This is a genomic window from Algibacter sp. TI.3.09, from assembly GCF_038154905.1.
GTDB lineage: Bacteria > Bacteroidota > Bacteroidia > Flavobacteriales > Flavobacteriaceae > Algibacter.
Genome location: NZ_JBAKAN010000001.1, coordinates 1,563,500 through 1,585,652, shown reverse-complemented (window position 1 = coordinate 1,585,652; position 22,153 = coordinate 1,563,500). Strand labels below are relative to the sequence as shown.

Sequence of the window (22,153 nt, the reverse complement as noted above, 5' to 3'; positions counted from 1 at the left end):
AATGTGCTAAAAGTATTCGTTTTTCAATTGAAATTTAAAAAATTAAGGTAAAATGCAATTTAATAAGGTTTTTAGGCTACTAGATTAGTACTTTAACGTAAAATGATCTTTAAATATTCTACCATCTTCAAGTTTAATTGAAAACCAATAATCATCGCTTGGTAATTTCTCTCCATTAAATAATCCGTTCCAACCATCTTCCGCAGCTTTTAACGTTTTAATTAACTTACCAAAACGGTTGTAAATGGTGATTTCTGAGTTTGGTTGGTTTGTGCTAGAAATGCCGTAAACTTGCCAAGTATCATGAAAGCCATCATTGTTTGGTGTGAAAAATTTAGGAAACCCAATAACGTATACTTTTTTATTTATTACACCGCAATCGTTTTTGGTGTCTTTAACAGATACGGTATAATCTCCAGGGCGGACGTTCTCAAATAAAATCTCACTTTGGTATGGTGCAACGACCACATTATTACTATCAATTAATCGATACTCATAAATACCTTCACCAGAAGTTAATACAGTAATGGTGTTATTGTTAGAGACATCATCCACTTTTATGTCGTTAATTTCTGCAATGGCAGACGCTTCAACTGTAATTGTTTTTGTTTTAGAACAGCCCGTTATATTTGTTACTGTAATGGTGTAAATCCCAGGTGCGTTTACATTTATGGCGTAGGTAGTTGCTCCGGTAGACCAACTATAGCTGTAATTACTTGGTAAGTCGTTTACTATACCTGCATTAAGTTCTATAAGTTCCGGATAGGTGTTTAAGCAATAGTATAATAGAGCATCTGAATCTATTTCGGGTAATTTAGCAACTGTAAGTTCAACCTCGCTAATACCATAACAATCATTGGCATTTTCAACTCTTGCAAAAATAGTTTGGTTGTAAGGTGTTGTATTGGTGTAGTTTGAGTTTAACTCATTTGTTTCTAGCAACGCATCATCGTAAGTTTCATAATAATAGATATTTAAACCAACGGGAAGTCCGTTAACAACTTGGCTATCGGCATCGTTTAAATTGAAGGCTTCTAAGCCGTCTTCTATGCCATCATTATCGCATAAAGCAAGTGCCGCATTGTTTGAGTTTGTTGTGCTTACTGCTAATGTTAATTCCGAAAAACTAATGCATCCGGTTAGCTCATTAGTGACTTCAGTATAAATAATTTGTGGATTTTGGCTGTTTAAAAAAGCATCACCATTCACTTCTATCGTTCTGGCATTATCAGTAAAATAACGTACCGATCTATCTGGCGTTTTACCTGTTAAGTTAGCTTCGGCTTCAGTTAAATTAAAATTTGTAAAACCATCGCTTATGCCATCTTCATCACATTGAAGCAAAGTAGTGTCAAACGCTTCCGGATTAGGGTTTGTAACTAAATTGAAAGACGTTATGCTTCTGCATAAAGGATTTATTTTATCTTCAATACGAACAAATACAACTTCGCTAAAAGCAGTAGTGTTATAGTATAAATCAGGATGTGGATTATTTTTTGATTCAGCATCCGCTGAAGATTCATAATAAGTAATATTAAAATCATTTGGATCTTGTCCATCTAAAATCTCGCTATTTTTTGAAGATAAGGTGAAAGTGGTGCGTCCGTTTTTATCATTACCATCATCTATATTATCACAAAGCACATAATCTGCTGGTTGTAAAAAATCAGGACCTGTGTTTACAACAAGATTAAATTCTGATATTTCGAAACAGCCCGTAGAGTTGTTTGTGATTCTCGCAAATATGGTTTGCGGATTGGCAATGTTGGTATATGGCGAACTAATTGGATTAATACCTATTATCGCATCACTTTCTGAGGCGTGATAAGTAATTGCGGCATCGGTTTGACTACCAGTAATTATAGGCGTGTTTTCTTCTAAATTGAAAACTGTAAATCCGTCATTATAAGGTAGAGTAACATCGCAATTTTCAAGGTTCTTTGAGGTAGAACTTGTTACAGAAGCATCTGTTGGAGGGTCTGAAAATTCTGCAGTTCCTGTCCATTCTAAATTAAAAGCACTGTTTCCAATAGGTCTATCTATAACAATAAAATAGGTGTCTCCGGCCGATACATTAAGCCAGCTTACAAAACTGTTACCGTTTGCGCCTGGACCTTCAGATGTGTCATTGGCCGTGCCATTCATGCCTGTATGATTATTGCTGGCTCCAGAAGAAGAAGGATTGGTGGTAGAGCATCTAATTGCTAAACCCAAATTATTACAATCGGCATTTGGACCAAAAACAAAAAAATCGTAATCTTCGTTTATAGAACTGCTTGAAGGTTTAAGGGTAAAACCAAGTGTACCATCGGTTACTGGAGTTACTTTGAGCCAAACACTATTGTTTTCTTGACTGCTACAGTTTTGTCCAAAACCGAGTTCTTGCTTACCAATACCATTAACGTTTAAATTAATATTTGAGTTTCCACAAACTATAACGGCATCGCTACAGTCGGTTGGGTTTTGAGCAAAGATGTCTAGTTGAAAAGCAAGGCTCATCAAGATAGAAAGGGATAGTAATTTTATTTTCAAAAGTTAATATTTTAAAGTAAAATGATCTTTATGTATACGACCATCTTCCAATTGAATAACAAACCAATAATCATCGGCAGGTAATAATGCGCCATTAAAACGACCGTTCCATCCGGTGTCTTCGGGGCTTAGTGTTTTTAATAATTTTCCGTAGCGGTTATAAATTAAAATTTCCGAGTTGGGTTGATTGTCACTTGATATACCGTAGATTTTCCATGTATCATGAAAACCATCATTATTAGGTGTAAAAAACTTTGGGAACCCTATAACATGGGCTTTTTGATTAACAGCACCACAATCGTTTTTTGTATCGTTGACAGAAACCGTGTAAACCCCAGGGAATACATTTTCGAAAACCGGCTCGCTTTGGTATGGAGCAATTACCACATTATTACTGTTTAATAATCGATACTCGTATTCGCCTTCACCCGAAGCCATAACGGTTATGCTATTATTGGTTGATACATCTTTAATTTCGATATTATCTATAGTCGCAATATTGGCACCTTCAATAGTTATGGTTCTAGTTTTAGAACATCCAACGGCATTGGTAACGGTAACAGTATAAGTGCCAATTTCGTTAATGTCTATGCTGTATGTGTTCTCTGATGTAGACCAATTGTATGAGTAATTACTCGAGAAACCGTTTGTTAAGCCAGCATTAATAGTAATGGTTTCAGGGAATTTATTAATACAATAGTAAAATAAAGCTTCAGTTTCTATTTGTGGTAGTTCGTTAACTGTGAGTTCAATTTCGCTTATACCATAACAATTATTAGCATTTTCTATACGTGCAAAAAGGGTTTGTGAGTACGCTGTTGTATTGGTGTAAATGTTGTTTAGGTTGTTTTCTTCTAATAAGGCATCGGTATAATTTTCAAAATACAAAATGGTTAAACCAGCAGGTAATCCATCTGTAAGTTGTACATCGGCATCATTTAAATCAAAGGATTGAAAACCATCTTCAGTGCCATCATCATCACATAAAATTAGCTCGGCATCCTTAGAGTCTGTGGAGCTTACAGCAATCGTTAATTCAGAATTATCAAAACAAGTGGTTGTTGGGTTGTAAACTTCAACATAAATAATTTGTGGGTTTGAGGTGTTGTTGTAGCTTGTGCCATCTATTTCTAAAGTTCTAGCACTATCGGAATAAAAACGAGTTTCTAAGTCGGCTACATTTCCTGTTAAAGCTTCGTTGGCTTGGGTTAAAACAAACGTTGTTCTATCATCTTTTAATCCATCTTCATCACATTGTAATAACGTGTAATCGAAGGCTTCTGGATTTTCGTTGAAATTAACGTAAGCTTCTCCTTCTAAAGCACAATCGCCATTATTGGGGTCTATGTAAACTTCATAATGTCCGCTGGCATTAATAAATAGGCTAGCACTTGTTTCTGTAAGTGGTAAGCCATCCATAGACCAAGTATAGGTTGCGCCGGCAATATTATCGGCAGCTAGAGTATAGGTATCGTTTTCGCACAAATCGAGATTAATAGTGCTTTTTGAATTCTTAATAATATCAATTTTTGTGTTGAAAAAAGACTGAATAAAAGGAGGTAAACCTTGCGAGGATAAATTAGGCGATAAGTTTACAGCATTATGCTGATAGTTACTAGCCGGGCCTAATTCGTTTGGGTTATTTATTACTGCTAAATATGGTAAGCCTTGTCTGTATGTGGCACTTAATGCTCTGTATATTTTTCCGTTTGGAGCAAGCTGTAAACCACCTCTAAAAAGACGTCTGTCGTCTAGTGTTACCGCAGAGTTCACAATATCTGTTGCAAGTAAATTATATTGTATAAGTTTAGACTCGTGATTGTTTGGGTCTTCGCTGGCTTGTGGGTTACTGTTGTCCGAAAAATCGTTGTACGTACTCACATAAAGTAATTCACTATTTGGTGAGAATTCTAGTCCGTAAGCCTTGTTTGCAAAACCAGAAATTGGTATGGGCAATTGGTTGCTAACAATACCTGTAGCAACATCAAAATCGTATAAATACATACCATTTGATACATGGCTAATGGCGACCTTAGTACCATCTGGCGATAGTTTTAAATAGCCTCGATAATCTATAAAAATGGAAGATGGTAATTTAAAAGTAGATTTAACTGGTTTGTTTTGTACACCAGCACTATCAACTTCATAGGCATAAAAGGTATCTAAATCTCCAGGGTTTCCATCGACTGATGCATAAGCAATTACCCAAATAGAATTGGTGATACAATCTTTTAAAACAGCGGTAATCTTTTCAGAACAATCGTTTAATAAATTAACGTTTTTAGTAGTAACTTCACCTAAGCCACCATCTAGAGTGATATCAACTTCAGAATAATTTAATCCAAAATGGGCCTCGTTATTATTGTGGTCGTCAACAGTAAAAATATAGTAGATGTTTTCGTTGTTAGGTTTAGGAACAATAATAGCCGATTGCGTACTCGAAGGATCTCCAAATAAACCACTGCCGTTGTTCATGATGTCGTGGTTTCTATTCCAAACGGTTGTACCATCGGTATAGAAAAGTAAGTCGCCAAACTCATCCGAAATGGTCGCGCAACCTTCAAAAGTGTTTAGTTTTCCATCACTAAGCGAGGTAATACTATTAGAGGCTAAATCGAATTTAATGCCGCTGTTATAGCCAAAATACCAGGTAGATGCTTCACTTTGAGCATAGATATTAAATCCAACTAAAAAGAATAAAGCGAGTAGTATGTTTTTTTTCATCTAAATAATAGCAATAGCTATCAAATATATTACAAATCGCGCTTTTTTAATAATTTAAACGATAAAAATACAAATAGAGCGGTCCAGCCAAGAACAATAGCGATTTCATACCAATGCACTAAATAATCGTATGCTAGTTCTGCCTTTTCAGGGAATTTGGACATGGCCACACGTTGAAAAGGTTGCTCTATTAAATTGTACATAGACTGTAGCGGAAAGAAATTTTGAATTTTAGTAGCCACATGATGATCGAATTGCCAGGTAATTAATCCGAAAATAATCCATTCAGAAATAAATAAAATAAATAAGAAAGCCAATGCAAACGCCGAACGTTTTACAAGCATTCCGAAAAATAAACACAAGCTAAAAAAGCCTAATAATTTTACGAAATAAGCTAATAAAAAATTGGTTTCTCTAAAGATAATGTCAACTTGGTCATAACTGGAATAATACATGCCAATACAGAATGAAATAAGTCCAATAAGTACAGTGGAAATAAACGAAAAGAAAGCAATAGCATAGAATTTAGATAAAATAAATTCCTTTTTACTTAAGCCGTCAATGAGGTTTTGTTTTATGGTTTTGTTGCTGTATTCGTTCCCGATCATGCTTACCACAACAATGGCGAAAAAGAATTTAAATTGCGAAGCAAAAAACGTGGTTAAATGCCAAATTATAGGAAAGTTGAAAACGCCTAATTCACCAAGTTCTAAAGTGAAAAAGCCAAAAACATTTATTTTTATAGAGGATAAAAGAATAACGAAAAACGGTAAAATAAACGACACAAAAATTAAAACTTTGCTGGTTCTATTTAGTAAAAGCTTTTGTAATTCTAGGTTTAAAAGTCTGAACATGAGTTTTGCTTTTGGTTGTATTAGTTGTTATCTGTTAATTGTAAAAATTGCTCTTCTAAACTTTCTTTACGCTGCACTAAATGGGTAAGGATTATACCGTTTTCAAAAAGTTGTTTATTAAAATCTTCCGAACTTAATGGCTCTTTAAGAAAAGCTGTTATTAAACCACTATCGGTTTTTGTATTCGAGAATGATGGATGCTTTTCAATAAAAGCAATCAGTTCAGTTTCTTTATTGCATTTCAATTCAAAAAAGCCATGGCTAGAAATCATTTCGTCTACACGACCAGAATATAATTTCACACCTTTTCGCAAAACAACAACATGCGAGCAAACTTTTTCAACTTCATCTAATAAATGGGAAGCCAATAAAATAGTAGTGCCTTTGGCTGCAATTTGTTTTATAATTTCTCTAATTTGGTGAATACCTTGTGGGTCTAAACCATTTGTAGGTTCGTCTAAAATTAGTATTTCAGGATCGTTTAATAGGGCAGAAGCAATAGCTAAACGCTGTTTCATACCTAAAGAATAGGTGCTGAATTTATGGTCTTTTCGATCTAAAAGCCCAACAACTTCTAGTTTTTCTTCAATTTTATTTAACCCAACACCTTTTATTTTACAAACCAGTTTTAAGTTTTGTGCAGCCGTCATGTACGGATAAAAATTCGGGCGTTCAATAATGGCGCCTACCTTTTTTAAAGCATCGTGTGTTGAGGTGTTACCATCGAACCAATGAAAGCTACCTTCTGTTTTATTTACTACATTTAAAACAATACCTAAAGTGGTCGATTTTCCACTGCCATTTGGACCTAAAATGCCGTAAACATTGCCTTTGTTAATGGTGAAAGATAAATCTTTAACGGCTGTTAAATAACCGAATTTTTTGGTGAGATTCTTGATGGTTAATATAGATTCCAAACTATGTAGTTTTTAAAGCCTGCATTTTAAAGCGCTGGCATGTGTTAGTTTTTTAGTACGACGACCCGTTTTCTAATTTGTTACAAGAAAAGGAATAAAAGATTAAAATATAAGGAATAGCATTATCATTATTAATTTTAATCATTTTTAATATGAATGAATAATAAAGTGAGTAGATTATTTTAATTAGCCGAAAATATTTTATTTTTAGATATATTTACATGCTATGGAAGATTTAAAAATATCTAAGAGGAAACCATCGTTTCCGATTACTGAAAAATTACATAATTACCTTTTGGAATATAATAGAAATACAAAAATTCCAATTTTTTATGATGATTTGTTACGTTTTCAAGGTTCGATAGTGGTTTATGATAAAGATGATAATGATACGCTATGGATTCGAGTATATTATAATGAGTTTGAGCGTCAAGAAATTGATCAATCTCTAAAAAAAGTATATACCATTTTGCATTCTGATGGAAATGAGAATATTTTTCAATTCTTAAGTGTTGATGCTATAGATTTTTGCACCTTCGGAAACTCTAAACCTTTCCGTATAAAAATCCGTAATGTTTTAAATGATAATTATACTTACTTCTATATTAAAACGGCCGATGCTTCTCGTGTTTATGGTTTAGAATTAGAGCATATGCTTTCGCCGTATAATTTGAATTTTCTAGTTTACGAAAACACCTTAATAGAAGAACATATTGCAGGAATACCTGGTGATGAGTTTATAAAAAACTTTTTACCAAAATGTAGTAATTCTGAAAAAACTCAAATTGCTAAAGAGTTTGTGAAGTTTAATGAGCGTTGCATGATTAGGCTTTTGGGAGACATGCGATCTTACAATTACGTTATTGTGCCTACACACGATTTTGACCACGTAGTTTATAAAATTCGTGCTATAGATTTCGATCAGCAATCTTACGAAGGGAAGCTAAATATATACAGACCTCAGTTTTTTAAAGAGAACTTTAAAATGGTAGAATTGGTGACTAAACGCGTTCAGAAATTCTCCATAGATCAATACAAAATTGAAGAGCGTTCTATTTTAGTAAAACGATTAAAAAGTTTTAAAGATAGAATTGAAGAGTTGCTAACCTGTATGTATGAAGATACTATTTCTAACGAAGAGAATATTACTTTATTAAAGTCTAAAATATTCGATTACACACAAGATATTGAGTTTAAAAACTGTAAAAACATGGGCGATATTTTAAAGAATACGCTTAGGTTTTTAACCCATAATTACGAAAATGTTAATCCAAAAGGGTTTTACAACAATTAAAAGGTTTACTTAGGCTGTATAAACTTGTCCTCGGTGTGGTTTTAGCGCATCGCGAATAGGTTTCATATCAGCCTCATCCACAACTAAAAATGCAATTGCGTGCATTTCGCTTAAAATTTCAACACCAGTAATACTAATGTCTAGTTTTTCTATGGCAATGTATTCTTTTAAATGAATAAGGTGATGTTCTGCTGTTCGTTGCCCGTTTGGCCCTCTAAAATCCCAGATAAGTTTAAGTTTACGCATGCTTATTGTTGTGGTTTTCTGGTTCAAATATACTTCAAAAAGTGTAATATTTATGTTTTTTAAACGTTTGTTAAAGCAACTTGCTTTATAGCTTTATATTACTATTTTTGTTTTTATTAAAAATTTATATTTTCAAATGAAGTTTAAATATTTTTTTATTCAAATTCCGTTCTTTTTTTGTTTTTTATTGAATGCTCAAACTGCAGATAAAGAGGTGTTACTAGAGGTTGGTGGCGATCCAGTTTATGTATCTGAATTTATGAATGTTTACAACAAGAACTTAGATTTAGTTCAAGATGAATCTCAAAAAGATGTCGATGCTTATTTGGAACTTTTTACAAACTATAAGCTAAAGTTAAAGGAAGCTAAAACGCTCGGGTTAGATAAAAAAGCAAGTTATAAACGCGAACTATTAACCTACCGAAAACAATTAGCTAAAAACTTCATGACCGATAATACGGTTACCGAAGCTTTAGTTGAGGAGGCTTACCATCGTATTTCTAATGATGTAAAAGCACAGCATATTTTAGTTTTATTATCTGAAGATGCTTCTCCAATAGATACTTTAGCTGCCTTTAATAAAATTACCAAATTACGTGAAACTACTTTAAATGAAGGTTTTGGAAATGTAATGACGCAAACAGCCGATGGCAAAGCAGTAATTGCAGAACAATTAGGTTGGTTTAATGGATTTAAAATGGTTTACGCCTTTGAGAATGCTGCTTTTGATACTGCAGTAGGCGAAACATCTCAACCTTTTAGAACGCGTTTTGGATACCATATTGTTAATGTGCAGGATAAGCGTGAATCTCGTGGCGAACGCACGGTTGCGCATATTATGGTGGTTAATAAGGAAGGTGATGTTACTGCCGAAAACCCGGAAACTAGAATTCAAGATATTTATAAAAAAATAAATCAAGGTGAAGATTTTGAGGCTTTGGCAAAACAGTTTTCAGATGATAAAAGTTCAGCTTCAAAAGGTGGATTAATGCCTCCCTTTTCTGGAGGTCAGTTAAGCACTGTGAAATTTGAAGAAGTTGCTTTTAGTTTGGATGAAGTTGGGGCGGTTTCAAAACCATTTAAAACACAGTACGGTTGGCACATTGTTAAACTATATAACAAGAAGCCTGTTGCAGATTTTAAAGATATTAAAACGGAATTGGTTCAAAAAGTTCAACGTGATGAGCGCTCTAAACGTATTGATGATGCTTTGTATAACAAGTTAAAGAAAACGTATAACTTAAATAATGAGCAACCCAATCTCGATTATTTTGTTTCGGTTTTAAATGCAGATTATTACAAGCGTAAATGGAAGTTACCATCAAATTTTGAAGCCGATAATATTTTATTTACCATTGGTAAAACAAATTACACTTATAAAGATTTTGGAAACCATCTTGTAAAAACGCAACGTAATCTTCGTGAGAGCACGCCCTTTAATCATATTGTTTCAGAAAAATATACTGAGTTTTTTAATAAAAGTTTAGTAGAGTATCACGAAACGCATTTAGAAGAGGTAAACTCAGAATTCGCGAATGTTGTTAACGAGTATCGCGATGGTTTGTTACTTTTCGATTTAATGGAAAATACTATTTGGAATGCTTCAAAAACCGATTCTTTAGATATTCAGGAGTTCTATAATTCAAATAAAAAGAATTATATTTTACCTGAAAGAATTGATGCCGTTGTTGCTTCTTCAACTAAACAAAAAACGCTGAAAAAGGTTTCTAAATTGCTAGAGGAAAATATGTCTTTAGATCGTATTAAAAATTTAGTAAATAGTAATGATAGTGTAGAAGTTATTTTCACATCAGGCATTATGGATGCCGAACATCAGGCGCTTCCAAAAGGGTTTAAGTTCAAGAAAGGGATGTCTAAAATTTTTAAACATAACGATGCTTTCGAAGTGGTTCAGGTAAAAGATATTCTTCCAGAAACTGAAAAAACTTTAGAAGAAGCAAAAGGTGCTGTAATTTCAGATTATCAAAATGAAAAAGAAGCCAAATGGGTAAAATCGCTAGCCGATAAATATAAAGTAGTTGTTAATAAAGATATCTTGAAAAAGGTGAAATCTGAAATAGAAAAATAATAGATGCAGAAAATAATAATTTTAGTCCTTTTAGCATCATTTATGGTGTCTTGCGATTTCTCGTTGAAAGAAGAAGAAAATCGTGAACCTATTGCTAGGGTAAATAATTCGTACCTATATAAGGAGGATGTATCTCAATTAGTTTCCGAAGCAAGCACAAAAGAAGATAGTGCTGTTTTAGTGCAAAACTATATTAATAATTGGGCAACAAAGCAATTGTTTCTAGATGGTGCTTTGCTTAATTTAAGTGAAGAAAAACAAGCGGGTTTTGATAAGTTGGTGAAACAGTATAAAACGGATTTATACACTAAGGCATATATTGAAGCTTTGGTAAGTAGAAACCTAGATACGGTTGTTAACCGAAGCATGGCAGAAGCTTATTATAATAAAAATAAGGATGTTTTTAAATTGAATGAAGAATTACTGCAATTTCGATATATTCATGTAGATGAAAACATTATTGATTACAGCGGTATTGAGAAAAAATTCAAGCGTTTTAATAAAACGGATAAAAGAGAACTCGATTCTATGTCTATTCAGTTTAAATCTTATTCCTTAAACGACACCATTTGGATAAAAGCAAGCCAAGTTATTAGTAAAATTCCTGCGATTACACCCGAAAATAAAAATCAACTGTTAAAAAAATCTAATTTTGTACAGCTCAAAGATTCATTAGGAGTATATTTGATGCAAATTAATGATGTTTTATTACGAAATGATACGGCGCCGCTAGAATTTGTAACGCCAACAATTAATCAAATTGTTAGAAATAGACGTAAATTAGAACTTATTAAAAAATTAGAAAAAGACATTACTAAGGATGCTATTAAAAATAAAGAATTTGAAATTTATAAATAACCTAAAATTTACTACTGTTGCTTTACTATGTTTAGGAAACGCAGCATTTGCACAAGAAATTATTGAAGAGGATGTTGTTGCAAAAGTAGACTCTACAAGCTTAGTGCAAAACACTAAAAGTGATGTTCCAAGCGATTACAAAAAGCAAAAGGTAGATGCGGTTGCTGCTGTAGTTGGTGATTTTATTGTGTTAGAATCTGATGTAGATAAAACGTATTTACAATTAGAAGCACAAGGTGTTAATATAAAAGATATAGAGTCTTGCCAGTTATTTGGTAAGTTGCTAGAAGATAAATTGTATGCGCACCACGCTATACAAGATAGTATTATAGTTTCTGATGCTGAAATCCGTAGTATGGTAGATTACCAAATGGAACAGTTTTTAGCTGAACTAAATGGTGACATGAAGCGTTTATTGGCTCTTTATGAAAAGGATACTGAGAAAGCAGTTCGTGAAGAAATGTTCGAAATTAATAAGAAGAATAAATTAGCTCAAGAAATGCAAGCTAAAATTGTTTCGGAAATTGAAGTTACTCCAGAAGAAGTTCGTTTATTTTTCTCTAAAATACCTAAAGAAGATCGTCCAACATTTGGAACAGAACTTAAAGTAGCTCAAATTGTTTCGGAACCTAAAGTTTCAGATGAAGAGGAGCAACGTGTAATAGATAGATTAAAGCAGTTTAAGGCAGACATTATTGAAAAAGGTGCAAGTTTCCGTTCTAAAGCGGTATTGTATTCTGAAGATCCTGGATCGGCTAGTCGTGGTGGAAAATATACACTAAACAAGAAGAAGCCTAGAATGGTTAAGGAATTTCGTCAAGTAGCTTTTGCACTTCAAGAAGGAGAGATTTCAGAACCATTTAAATCAGATTTTGGTTACCATATTATTACCGTAGATAAAATTAGAGGTCAAGAGTACGATGTAAGTCATATATTATTAACACCTAAAGTTTCTACTGAAGCTATAGCAGAGGCTAAAGAACGTCTTGAAAAAGTAAGAGAACGTATTGAAAGTGGCGCAATTACTTTTGCAGATGCCGCTCGTGAAGCTAGTGATGAAAAAGAAACTAGAAACGATGGTGGACAATTAATTAATCCAGCGACTCAAGATTATAACTTCGAATTAACTAAATTAGATACAGAATTATATTCTCAAATTCAAGATTTAAAAGAAGGCGAAGTTAGTTTAGTTTTAACCGAGCAAGACAGAACCGGAAACGTTAAGTTTAAAATATTAAGAGTAACCGATAGAATCAATGAGCATGAAGCTAATTATGCTAGAGATTACTTAAAAATTAGAGAACTTGCCTTAGACGAGAAGAAAATTAAAGCAATCGAAGATTGGCAAACAGAGAAAATTGCAGATACTTATATCAAGATTGGATCTAAATTTAGAGATTGCGATTTTTCTAGTAACTGGTTAAAAAAATAAATCTATGTCCGATGTAGCTGCCATTGAACAATTTGTAAAACAATTTAAAGCATTAAAAACTGAAGTTGCCAAGGTTATTGTAGGTCAAGATGCGGTTGTAAACCAAATTTTAATTTCTGTTTTTTCTGGAGGTCACGCCTTACTTATTGGTGTGCCTGGATTAGCAAAAACCTTAATGGTAAATACTATTGCACAAGCCTTAGGTCTAGATTTTAAACGTATTCAGTTTACTCCAGATTTAATGCCTAGTGATATTTTAGGTAGTGAAATTCTAGATGAAGATCGTCGTTTTAAATTTATAAAAGGCCCTATTTTTGCTAATATTATTTTAGCAGATGAAATAAATAGAACACCACCTAAAACACAAGCTGCACTTTTAGAGGCTATGCAAGAACGTGCTGTTACTGTTGCAGGACATCATTATAAACTAGATTTACCTTATTTTGTATTAGCAACTCAAAACCCAATTGAGCAGGAGGGAACTTACCCGTTACCCGAAGCACAGTTAGATCGTTTTATGTTTGCTATTAATTTAGATTACCCAACTTTTGAAGAAGAAGTACAGGTAGTAAAATCAACTACAAATGATAATAAGGTTACGGTTAATGCCTTGTTTTCTGCACAACAAATTGTCGATTTTCAGCATTTAATCCGTCGTATTCCTGTTGCAGATAATGTTATAGAATATGCTGTTGCTATGGTTGGTAAAACAAGACCAAATAGTGATCAGGCTCCAGAAATAGTTAAAAATTATTTAGACTGGGGTGCCGGACCTAGAGCTTCTCAAAATTTAATTTTGGCAGCCAAAACACATGCAGCTGTAAATGGTAAATTTTCTCCAGATATAGAAAATGTGCAAGCTGTTGCAGAAGGTATTTTAAGACACCGTATTATTAAAAATTACAAAGCCGAAGCCGAAGGCATTTCAGAAACGGATATTATTAAGAGTTTGTTCTAAACGTTTTACACAAGAATTCTAACTCATGTCTATAAATGTACAGCATAGAATTTTTGGATTAGACATTGTTAGAGCTACAGCCATATTACTCGTGTTATGTTCGCATTCCACGCTGTTATTATTTCCAAATGAATCTCATTTTATAATTACCATAGTCCAATTTTTTGGTGCTATTGGTGTGGATCTCTTTTTTGTGTTAAGTGGATTTCTTATTGGTGGTATTATTATCAAAAATATTGATAATAATAAAACGACACCTAGAGATTTTATGCAATTTTGGGTTAGGCGTTGGTTTAAAACGTTGCCAAATTATTTTCTAGTCCTTCTGTTAAACATCATCGTGTTTTATCTTTTTAATAAAGAAATTATAGCAGGTATCGGTAGTTTTTTTCTTTTTATTCAAAATTTTAAAACAGCTATGCCCGACTTTTTTACAGAGTCTTGGAGTTTATCTATCGAAGAGTTTGCATACCTTTTGGTTCCTGTTTTGCTTTTAGCGGCTATCCCGTTTAGTAAATCGGTAGCGAAAAACAATTTATTTCTCTTAGTAACTTTGGTTGTTATTCTCGCTGTGTTTTTGGCGCGTTTATTATTTTATTTCGAGAATGATATATCATCTTATAAAACATGGAGCCATCAAGTTAGAAAGGTAGTTGTATACCGAATAGATAGTATTTATTACGGTTTTTTTGCGGCTTATCTTTTTTCTAAATGCCGTTTGCTATGGAATCGGTATAAAACAAGTGCTTTTATTTGTGGGCTTATTTTATTTTTTGTCATGCATGGTTTCATCTTTATTTTCAATTGTCAACCACAAACACATCCGTTATTTTACACTGTTTTTTATTTGCCATTATTATCTATTAGTTTGCTCTTATTATTTCCTGTTTTTTCCAATTGGGAAAAAGGTATTGTGTTCAAAAAACAAATCACTTTTATTAGTTTAATTTCTTACGCACTGTATCTTTTAAATTACTCTTTAATTTTACTTCCGCTACAGCGAATATTTAACGTTGAAACCTTTTCGGGCATTGAAAAAGTGATGATTTTAGTGTTCTACTGGGGGGCTTCTTTCTTTTTTTCCTACTTACTTTATACGTATTTCGAAAAACCAATAATGACTTTTAGGAATTCGCGATTTATTAACAAGTATTTTTGTTAATTACTTAAGATATTACTATTTTTTTTATTAAAAACGTGAAATATAAATAGTCATATTAATTTAAAATGGCATTATAATAATAAACTATAATTAGTTGTTGTATTACGTTGTTTCTTTTTAAAACTTTGCTTTAAATTTTTTAAGTTTGCAAGACTTAAAAAATTAAACTTAAATAAACTATCGGGCTCTGAATTTGGTAATTCGAGCCTAAACTAACACCGTAAATATTTCTTTCATGAATACTTATAAGAATTACATTAAGCAGATCGAAGAACGAAAAGGTCAAGGGCTTAACCCACAGCCAATAGATGGCGCTGAATTACTTAGCGAAATTATTGCGCAAATTAAAGATGTGAATAATGAATATAGAGAAGATTCTCTAAATTTCTTTATTTATAATGTTTTACCTGGAACTACGAGTGCTGCTGTTGTAAAGGCTAAGTTTTTAAAGGAAATTATTCTTGGTGAAGAAGTAGTAGAAGAAATTACTCCTGCTTTTGCTTTAGAACAATTATCACACATGAAGGGTGGACCTTCTATTGGTGTGTTACTAGATATCGCACTTGGTGACGATGATGCTAAAGCTCAAGAAGCTGCAAAAGTATTAAAAACGCAAGTTTTTCTTTACGAGGCAGATATGGAGCGTTTAGAAAAAGCGTTTAAAAATGGTAGCGCTATTGCTACGGAACTTTTAGAAAGTTATGCTAAAGCAGAATTTTTTACAAAGCTTCCAGAAATTGACGAAAAAATTGATGTTGTAACATTTATTGCTGGAGTTGGTGATATTTCTACAGATTTATTATCTCCAGGAGGAGATGCGCACTCACGTTCAGATAGAGAATTACACGGTCAGTGTTTATTTGAGCACAACATAGAGCAACAAAACGAATTAAAAGCAGTACAAGCACAACACCCTGATAAAAGAGTGATGTTAATTGCTGAGAAAGGAACAATGGGAGTTGGTTCATCAAGAATGTCTGGTGTAAACAATGTGGCATTATGGACAGGTATAAAAGCTAGCCCATATGTACCATTTATAAATATTGCTCCGGTAATTGCTGGAACAAACGGGATTTCTCCAATTTTCTTAACTACAGTTGGTGTAACTGGTGGTATTGGTTTAGACCTTAAAAACTGGGTTCAACAAAAAGATGCAGAAGGAAATACTATTCGTGATGAAGATGGGGAACCAGTTTTAAAAGAAGAGTATTCTGTAGAAACAGGAACTGTACTTACTATTAATACAAAAGAGAAAAAATTATATAACGGAGATAAAGAGTTAAAAGATATTTCTGCAGCATTTACACCACAAAAAATGGAGTTTATGAAAGCAGGTGGTTCTTACGCTGTTGTTTTTGGTAAAAAATTACAAACATTTGCTTCTAAAGTTTTAGGTGTAGATGTAGTACCTGTATATGCACCATCAAAAGAAATTTCTATTGAAGGACAAGGTCTTACAGCTGTTGAAAAAATATTCAACAAAAATGCTGTTGGAACTACTCCTGGTAAAGTATTGCATGCAGGTTCAGATGTTCGTGTAGAAGTAAACATTGTAGGTTCTCAAGATACTACAGGTTTAATGACATCTCAAGAATTAGAGATGATGGCTGCTACAGTTATCTCTCCAATTGTTGATGGTGCTTACCAATCTGGTTGTCATACAGCTTCTGTTTGGGATGATAAGTCTAAGGCTAACATTCCGAGATTAATGAGCTTTATGAACGATTTTGGTTTAATTACCGGTCGTGATCCTAAAGGGAAGTATTTCCCAATGACAGATGTTATTCATAAAGTATTAAACGATCTTACAGTAGGAGATTGGGATATCATTATTGGTGGAGATTCTCACACACGTATGTCTAAAGGTGTTGCTTTTGGAGCAGATTCAGGAACCGTTGCCTTAGCATTAGCTACAGGTGAGGCTTCAATGCCAATTCCACAATCTGTAAAAGTTACTTTTAAAGGACAAATGAAATCTTATATGGATTTCCGTGATGTGGTACACGCTACACAATCTCAAATGTTAAAGCAATTTGGAGGAGAAAACGTATTCCAAGGAAGAATCATTGAGGTTCATATTGGTACACTTACTTCAGATGAAGCGTTTACATTCACAGATTGGACTGCAGAGATGAAAGCAAAAGCTTCTATCTGTATTTCTGAAGATGATACTTTAATTGAATCTTTAGAGATTGCAAAAGGTCGTATCCAAATCATGATTGATAAAGGTATGGACAATACAAAACAAGTGCTTAAAGGTCTTGTTGATAAAGCAAATACAAGAATAACTGAACTTAAAACTGGTATCAAACCATCTTTAAGACCAGATGCAAACGCTAAATATCATGCAGAAGTTGTTATCGATTTAGATGAAATCGCAGAACCAATGATTGCAGATCCAGATGTAAATAATGAAGATGTTTCTAAACGTTATACACATGATAACATTAGACCATTATCTTACTACGGAGGAACTAAAAAAGTAGATTTAGGATTCGTAGGATCTTGTATGGTTCACAAAGGTGATATGAAAATATTAGCTCAAATGTTAAAGAATGTTGAGGCTCAATATGGTAAAGTTGAATTTAAAGCACCTTTAGTTGTTGCTCCACCAACTTATAACATTGTTGATGAGTTAAAAGCAGAAGGCGATTGGGATGTTTTAGTAAAATATTCAGGTTTTGAATTTGATGATAGCGCTCCAAAAGGTTTAGCACGTACTAAGTACGAAAACATGTTGTATTTAGAGCGTCCGGGTTGTAACCTTTGTATGGGTAACCAAGAAAAAGCAGAACCAGGAGATACAGTAATGGCAACATCTACACGTTTATTCCAAGGTAGAGTTGTAAAAGATACTGGTGAGAAAAAAGGTGAATCTTTATTATCATCTACTCCAGTTGTAGTTTTATCTACAATTTTAGGTAGAACTCCTACTATGGCAGAATATGAAGCTGCTGTAGACGGTATTGTTTTAACGAAGTTTAAACCTTCAACAAAGCAATTGGTTAGATAATCAAAAGCATAATTTTTATAATTAAAAGCCTGAATCTTAGATTCAGGCTTTTTTGTTTTATAGAGTTAACTATATTTTTTTTCAAGTCAATAAAAACAATTGTAATATTTTAAATTTGAAGTTAGAGTGAAGACATATTTATGTCTTTAATTTTATTAATTTTTGGAGTTAAAAATTTAGAACAATTCATATTGTTTTAGAATTATTTAACGTTATCAAAATGTGAAAATATGATTATAATAATTCTATATTTTGTACATTGTAGTAATTAAAATTCAAATAACAAAAAAACAAATATTTTATGGCATTTGACATCGACATGATTAAGGAGGTTTATACCAAAATGGCAGAACGTGTAGACAAAGCACGAGGCATTGTAGGCAAACCATTAACACTTTCTGAAAAGATTTTATATTCTCACCTTTGGGATGGAAATCCTTCGAAGGCATTCTCGCGAGGTAAGGATTATGTAGATTTTGCGCCAGATAGAATTGCTTGCCAAGATGCAACAGCACAAATGGCACTTTTGCAATTTATGCAAGCCGGAAAAACTAAAGTCGCAGTACCAACAACGGTGCATTGCGATCACTTAATACAAGCTAAAGATGGTGCAGCAACAGATTTAAAGCACGCCAACTCTGTGAGTAGTGAGGTTTTTAATTTCCTAGAATCTGTATCAAATAAATACGGTATTGGTTTCTGGAAACCAGGAGCAGGAATTATTCACCAAGTTGTTTTAGAAAATTATGCATTCCCAGGAGGGATGATGATTGGTACCGATTCTCACACAGTAAACGCTGGTGGTTTAGGTATGGTAGCTATTGGTGTTGGTGGAGCCGATGCAGTAGATGTTATGGCCGGAATGGCGTGGGAACTTAAATTCCCGAAATTAATAGGTGTTAAGTTAACTGGTAAATTATCAGGCTGGACAGCACCAAAAGATGTTATTTTAAAAGTAGCCGGAATTCTTACTGCAAAAGGAGGAACAGGAGCTATTGTAGAATACTTTGGACCTGGAGCAACATCAATGTCGTGTACAGGTAAAGGAACCATTTGTAATATGGGAGCCGAAATAGGTGCTACAACCTCTACTTTTGGTTATGATGAGTCTATGGAGCGTTATTTGCGCGCCACTGATAGAAGCGATGTTGCAGATGCTGCAAACGCCGTTAAAGAACATTTAACTGGAGATGCTGAAGTGTATGCAAACCCAGAACGATATTTCGATGAACTTATTGAAATTAATTTATCAGAATTAAGTCCATTGTTAAACGGACCTTTCACGCCAGATTTATCTACGCCAGTAGGTAAAGACATGAACGAGAAAGCAACCGCTAACGAGTGGCCTTTAAAAGTAGAATGGGGATTAATTGGTTCTTGTACCAACTCATCTTATGAAGATTTATCTCGTGCATCATCCATAGCACAACAAGCCTTAGATAAAGGTTTAAAAATGAAATCAGAACTAGGTATAAACCCAGGATCAGAACAAGTACGCTACACAGCAGATCGTGATGGTATCCTAGGGATTTTTGAAAACCTAGATGCAAAAATATTTACAAATGCTTGCGGACCATGTATTGGCCAATGGGCAAGATATAGCGATCCTAAAAACGCACCAAAAAACAGCATTGTACACTCGTTTAACCGAAACTTTGCTAAGCGTGCCGATGGAAATCCAAATACACATGCCTTTGTAGCATCTCCGGAAATTACAGCTGCTATTGCTATTGCAGGTCGTTTAGACTTTAATCCAATGACGGATAAGTTGATTAATGAGAATGGTGAAGAAGTGATGTTCGATGAGCCAACAGGATGGGAATTACCACCAAAAGGATTCGAAGTAAAAGATAACGGATACTTAGCTCCAGAAGCCGATGGTAGCCACGTACAAGTAAAAGTAGCCGAAGATTCGGAGCGTTTACAATTATTAACACCCTTTACACCGCTTGGTAACAATATCTCGGGTGCAAAATTATTAATAAAAGCCTTTGGCAAATGTACCACCGACCATATTTCTATGGCAGGACCATGGTTACGTTTCCGTGGGCACTTAGATAATATTTCAAACAACTGTTTAATTGGAGCCGTTAATGCATTTGGTCAAAAAACTAACTTTGTTAAAAACCAAATAACAGGCGATTTTGGAGGTGTGCCAGATACAGCGCGCGCTTACAAAGCAGCAGGAATTAAAACTATTGTTGTGGGAGACCATAATTATGGTGAAGGATCGTCTCGTGAGCATGCAGCCATGGAGCCAAGACATTTAGGTGTTGCCGCTGTAATTGTAAAATCGTTTGCACGTATTCACGAAACAAACCTTAAAAAACAAGGGATGTTAGGTTTAACATTTGCTAACGAAAGCGATTACGATTTAATTCAAGAAGATGATACGTTCAACTTCACAGACTTAAATGCTTTTGCACCAGACAAGCAATTAACCTTAGAAGTTGTTCATGCCGATGGCAGTAAAGATGTTATTAAATTGAATCACACCTATAACGATGCGCAAATTGAATGGTATAACGAAGGTTCTGCCTTAAACTTAATTAAAAAAGAAAACGGAGCATAGTTTTCTAAAATCATAATAATTAAAAATCCGGCTTTCGAGCTGGATTTTTTGTTTTAAAACTGTTTCCTGTTTTAGAATTGGTATTTGGGCGTTACCTAGGTCCTGAAAAAAAAATCAGGACCTAGGTCGGGCTTTCCGTTGCAAGTCCTCGCACTTCCTTCGTCAGGCTGTGGGCTTTTCTCTCCAATCCCTAACGCGGGCGTATTGGCCAGAAGGAGTTATTATTTTAAGTTTTAGATTATATAATTTTCAATCTTATAAAAATGTTCGGAAGTCATGTCGACAACAGGAGACATCACACATTTTTATCCTTCATTTACTATTTGATTTCTCCTTTCGTCGAAATGACAAACTAATTTTGTACGTTTTGAATTTGTATTTTTAGACCTTGTTTTAAAGTATATGTTTAGAAGTTCTAATTTAATATCAAAAAAAACATCAATTGTTTATCCTAAAACAGCTCTTAAAGTCATGTCGACAATGTGAGATATCACACATTTTTTATCCGGTATATATTACGTGAGTTCTTCTTTCATCGAATTATAGTCTCCATTTTATTCTCCTATTTTAGATAGTCTTTTCAATTCGCGCTTATCCAAAACACTTCTTATTTTCTTATAAACAAGAAGATAAACTGTAGCAGCTCCAAACGAAATAAGAGTACCAACATAAATTCCATAAAGTGGATAAACTATAGAAATAACAAGGGAATAAATTATTAATGAAAACATACCAATAGGAACATTTTTTATCACGGTATGCACATGTTCTTTAGAATATGTAAAATGAATTATCAGCATAAGCGGAAATAATGTTGTCGGAAAGGCGGAGAAAAGTCCTGCCCAAGTTGGTCCAACAAATTTGGGTACGCTAGTAATCACTAAAATAATTAGAGCAGCAAAAAAGGCGCGCACAAAAAGAATTTTATAATTAAGTTTAGCCTTAGTTTTTATGTTAATATTTTCAATACTTTTAAAAAGACGAATAAACAAAAAGGAGAAAGTAATTGGGATCAATATGGCTATATATTTATTAATTTCAATAAAATTTAATATTGAAACTACAGTAAAGTACGCCGTTATAGCCGATAAAGAAGATAGCAAAATATTAAACCTTTTAAAGTATCTAGAGGCTATGTAATACACATAAACAAAGGTTAAGGCAGCCGTTAAGCCCATCATATTATAAACAGCGCTTTTTGCTGCAAAATCAGGACTAACTTCTAAGCCAAAGAAAAATAAAGTGATGGCAGATCCCGTTGGATATCCTGATAAAATACCGGCAACTTTTGGGCTTACATTTTCAGCAAGTATAGATAAGCCGATAACAAAGGTTATAGCAACTAGTAATTTAATTACGAATAATAATTCTATCATTTTACTATTATTTATTTGATGCAAATGTGTTACAGTAGAATATCCACTTGCTTAATAATAAGCTTCAAAATTAGAACAATCTATTGGTTTCTTTTCAATAAAAATCCCGCTATTTTAAGTAGAATG

At 33.6% G+C, this 22,153-nt stretch carries 14 protein-coding genes; 8 read left to right on the top strand and 6 right to left on the bottom strand.

Going from position 1 to position 22,153, the window contains the following annotated elements; translation table 11 throughout:
• Positions 1–84: 84 nt before the first annotated feature.
• From V6246_RS06255 to V6246_RS06240, 4 genes are read right to left on the bottom strand one after another with little or no spacing between them, the layout of a single operon-like run.
• On the bottom strand, positions 85–2,532 hold the full coding sequence (locus V6246_RS06255) for a T9SS type B sorting domain-containing protein (RefSeq protein WP_341559641.1): 2,448 nt from the start codon (positions 2,530–2,532) through the stop codon (positions 85–87).
• Between the two features lie 3 nt (positions 2,533–2,535).
• Entirely contained in the window at positions 2,536–5,256 is a 2,721-nt protein-coding gene (locus V6246_RS06250) for a T9SS type B sorting domain-containing protein (protein WP_341559640.1), read from the bottom strand.
• A 29-nt stretch (positions 5,257–5,285) separates the two neighbouring features.
• Positions 5,286–6,110 (bottom strand): ABC transporter permease, encoded by an 825-nt coding sequence (locus V6246_RS06245; protein WP_159017756.1) that lies wholly within the window; start codon positions 6,108–6,110, stop codon positions 5,286–5,288.
• A gap of 20 nt (positions 6,111–6,130) precedes the next feature.
• Positions 6,131–7,027 carry an ABC transporter ATP-binding protein gene (locus V6246_RS06240; protein ID WP_159017755.1) on the bottom strand — a complete coding sequence of 299 codons (897 nt, stop codon included), beginning with the start codon at positions 7,025–7,027 and terminating at the stop codon, positions 6,131–6,133.
• Between the two features lie 226 nt (positions 7,028–7,253).
• Here V6246_RS06240 and V6246_RS06235 point away from each other — a divergent pair, with 226 nt between their 5' ends.
• Complete coding sequence (locus tag V6246_RS06235) at positions 7,254–8,321, top strand: hypothetical protein (protein ID WP_159017754.1); 1,068 nt, start codon at positions 7,254–7,256, stop codon at positions 8,319–8,321.
• A 9-nt stretch (positions 8,322–8,330) separates the two neighbouring features.
• Here the strand turns inward: V6246_RS06235 and V6246_RS06230 are convergent, their stop codons facing one another.
• Positions 8,331–8,567, bottom strand: a complete 237-nt coding sequence (locus V6246_RS06230; RefSeq protein WP_341559639.1) for a hypothetical protein — start codon at positions 8,565–8,567, stop codon at positions 8,331–8,333.
• Between the two features lie 136 nt (positions 8,568–8,703).
• On the opposite strand from V6246_RS06230, the gene V6246_RS06225 reads away from it, so the two are divergent.
• The 7 genes from V6246_RS06225 (at position 8,704) to V6246_RS06195 (ending at position 20,651) form a co-directional block, all read left to right on the top strand.
• Entirely contained in the window at positions 8,704–10,656 is a 1,953-nt protein-coding gene (locus V6246_RS06225; protein WP_341559638.1) for a peptidylprolyl isomerase, read from the top strand.
• 3 nt (positions 10,657–10,659) lie between these two features.
• Positions 10,660–11,514, top strand: a complete 855-nt coding sequence (locus tag V6246_RS06220) for a peptidyl-prolyl cis-trans isomerase (protein ID WP_341559637.1) — start codon at positions 10,660–10,662, stop codon at positions 11,512–11,514.
• Positions 11,477–12,946, top strand: coding sequence for a peptidylprolyl isomerase (locus tag V6246_RS06215; RefSeq protein ID WP_445818987.1), 1,470 nt, complete (start codon positions 11,477–11,479; stop codon positions 12,944–12,946). The genes V6246_RS06220 and V6246_RS06215 overlap by 38 nt, the downstream gene beginning before the upstream one ends.
• A 4-nt stretch (positions 12,947–12,950) precedes the next feature.
• Positions 12,951–13,904, top strand: coding sequence for an AAA family ATPase (locus tag V6246_RS06210; protein WP_159017749.1), 954 nt, complete (start codon positions 12,951–12,953; stop codon positions 13,902–13,904).
• A gap of 25 nt (positions 13,905–13,929) precedes the next feature.
• Positions 13,930–15,066: an acyltransferase family protein gene (locus V6246_RS06205; RefSeq protein ID WP_341559635.1), complete on the top strand. Its 1,137-nt coding sequence runs from the start codon at positions 13,930–13,932 to the stop codon at positions 15,064–15,066.
• A 235-nt stretch (positions 15,067–15,301) separates the two neighbouring features.
• Complete coding sequence (locus V6246_RS06200; RefSeq protein WP_341559634.1) at positions 15,302–18,079, top strand: bifunctional aconitate hydratase 2/2-methylisocitrate dehydratase; 2,778 nt, start codon at positions 15,302–15,304, stop codon at positions 18,077–18,079.
• 301 nt (positions 18,080–18,380) lie between these two features.
• Entirely contained in the window at positions 18,381–20,651 is a 2,271-nt protein-coding gene (locus tag V6246_RS06195; protein ID WP_341559633.1) for an aconitate hydratase, read from the top strand.
• Positions 20,652–21,205: 554 nt separating this feature from the next.
• Here V6246_RS06195 and V6246_RS06190 read toward each other — a convergent pair.
• Positions 21,206–22,027 carry a hypothetical protein gene (locus V6246_RS06190; RefSeq protein ID WP_341559632.1) on the bottom strand — a complete coding sequence of 274 codons (822 nt, stop codon included), beginning with the start codon at positions 22,025–22,027 and terminating at the stop codon, positions 21,206–21,208.
• Between the last annotated feature and the right edge of the window lie 126 nt (positions 22,028–22,153).

What these genes read in the sequence shown, in the direction of transcription:
- V6246_RS06215 (WP_445818987.1), top strand. Translation starts at nt 11,477, where the DNA reads ATGCTATTAAAAATAAAGAATTTGAAATTTATAAATAACCTAAAATTT.
- V6246_RS06245 (WP_159017756.1), bottom strand. Translation starts at nt 6,110, where the DNA reads ATGTTCAGACTTTTAAACCTAGAATTACAAAAGCTTTTACTAAATAGA.
- V6246_RS06210 (WP_159017749.1), top strand. Translation starts at nt 12,951, where the DNA reads ATGTCCGATGTAGCTGCCATTGAACAATTTGTAAAACAATTTAAAGCA.
- V6246_RS06235 (WP_159017754.1), top strand. Translation starts at nt 7,254, where the DNA reads ATGGAAGATTTAAAAATATCTAAGAGGAAACCATCGTTTCCGATTACT.
- V6246_RS06230 (WP_341559639.1), bottom strand. Translation starts at nt 8,567, where the DNA reads ATGCGTAAACTTAAACTTATCTGGGATTTTAGAGGGCCAAACGGGCAA.
- V6246_RS06200 (WP_341559634.1), top strand. Translation starts at nt 15,302, where the DNA reads ATGAATACTTATAAGAATTACATTAAGCAGATCGAAGAACGAAAAGGT.
- V6246_RS06195 (WP_341559633.1), top strand. Translation starts at nt 18,381, where the DNA reads ATGGCATTTGACATCGACATGATTAAGGAGGTTTATACCAAAATGGCA.
- V6246_RS06225 (WP_341559638.1), top strand. Translation starts at nt 8,704, where the DNA reads ATGAAGTTTAAATATTTTTTTATTCAAATTCCGTTCTTTTTTTGTTTT.
- V6246_RS06250 (WP_341559640.1), bottom strand. Translation starts at nt 5,256, where the DNA reads ATGAAAAAAAACATACTACTCGCTTTATTCTTTTTAGTTGGATTTAAT.
- V6246_RS06220 (WP_341559637.1), top strand. Translation starts at nt 10,660, where the DNA reads ATGCAGAAAATAATAATTTTAGTCCTTTTAGCATCATTTATGGTGTCT.
- V6246_RS06190 (WP_341559632.1), bottom strand. Translation starts at nt 22,027, where the DNA reads ATGATAGAATTATTATTCGTAATTAAATTACTAGTTGCTATAACCTTT.
- V6246_RS06205 (WP_341559635.1), top strand. Translation starts at nt 13,930, where the DNA reads ATGTCTATAAATGTACAGCATAGAATTTTTGGATTAGACATTGTTAGA.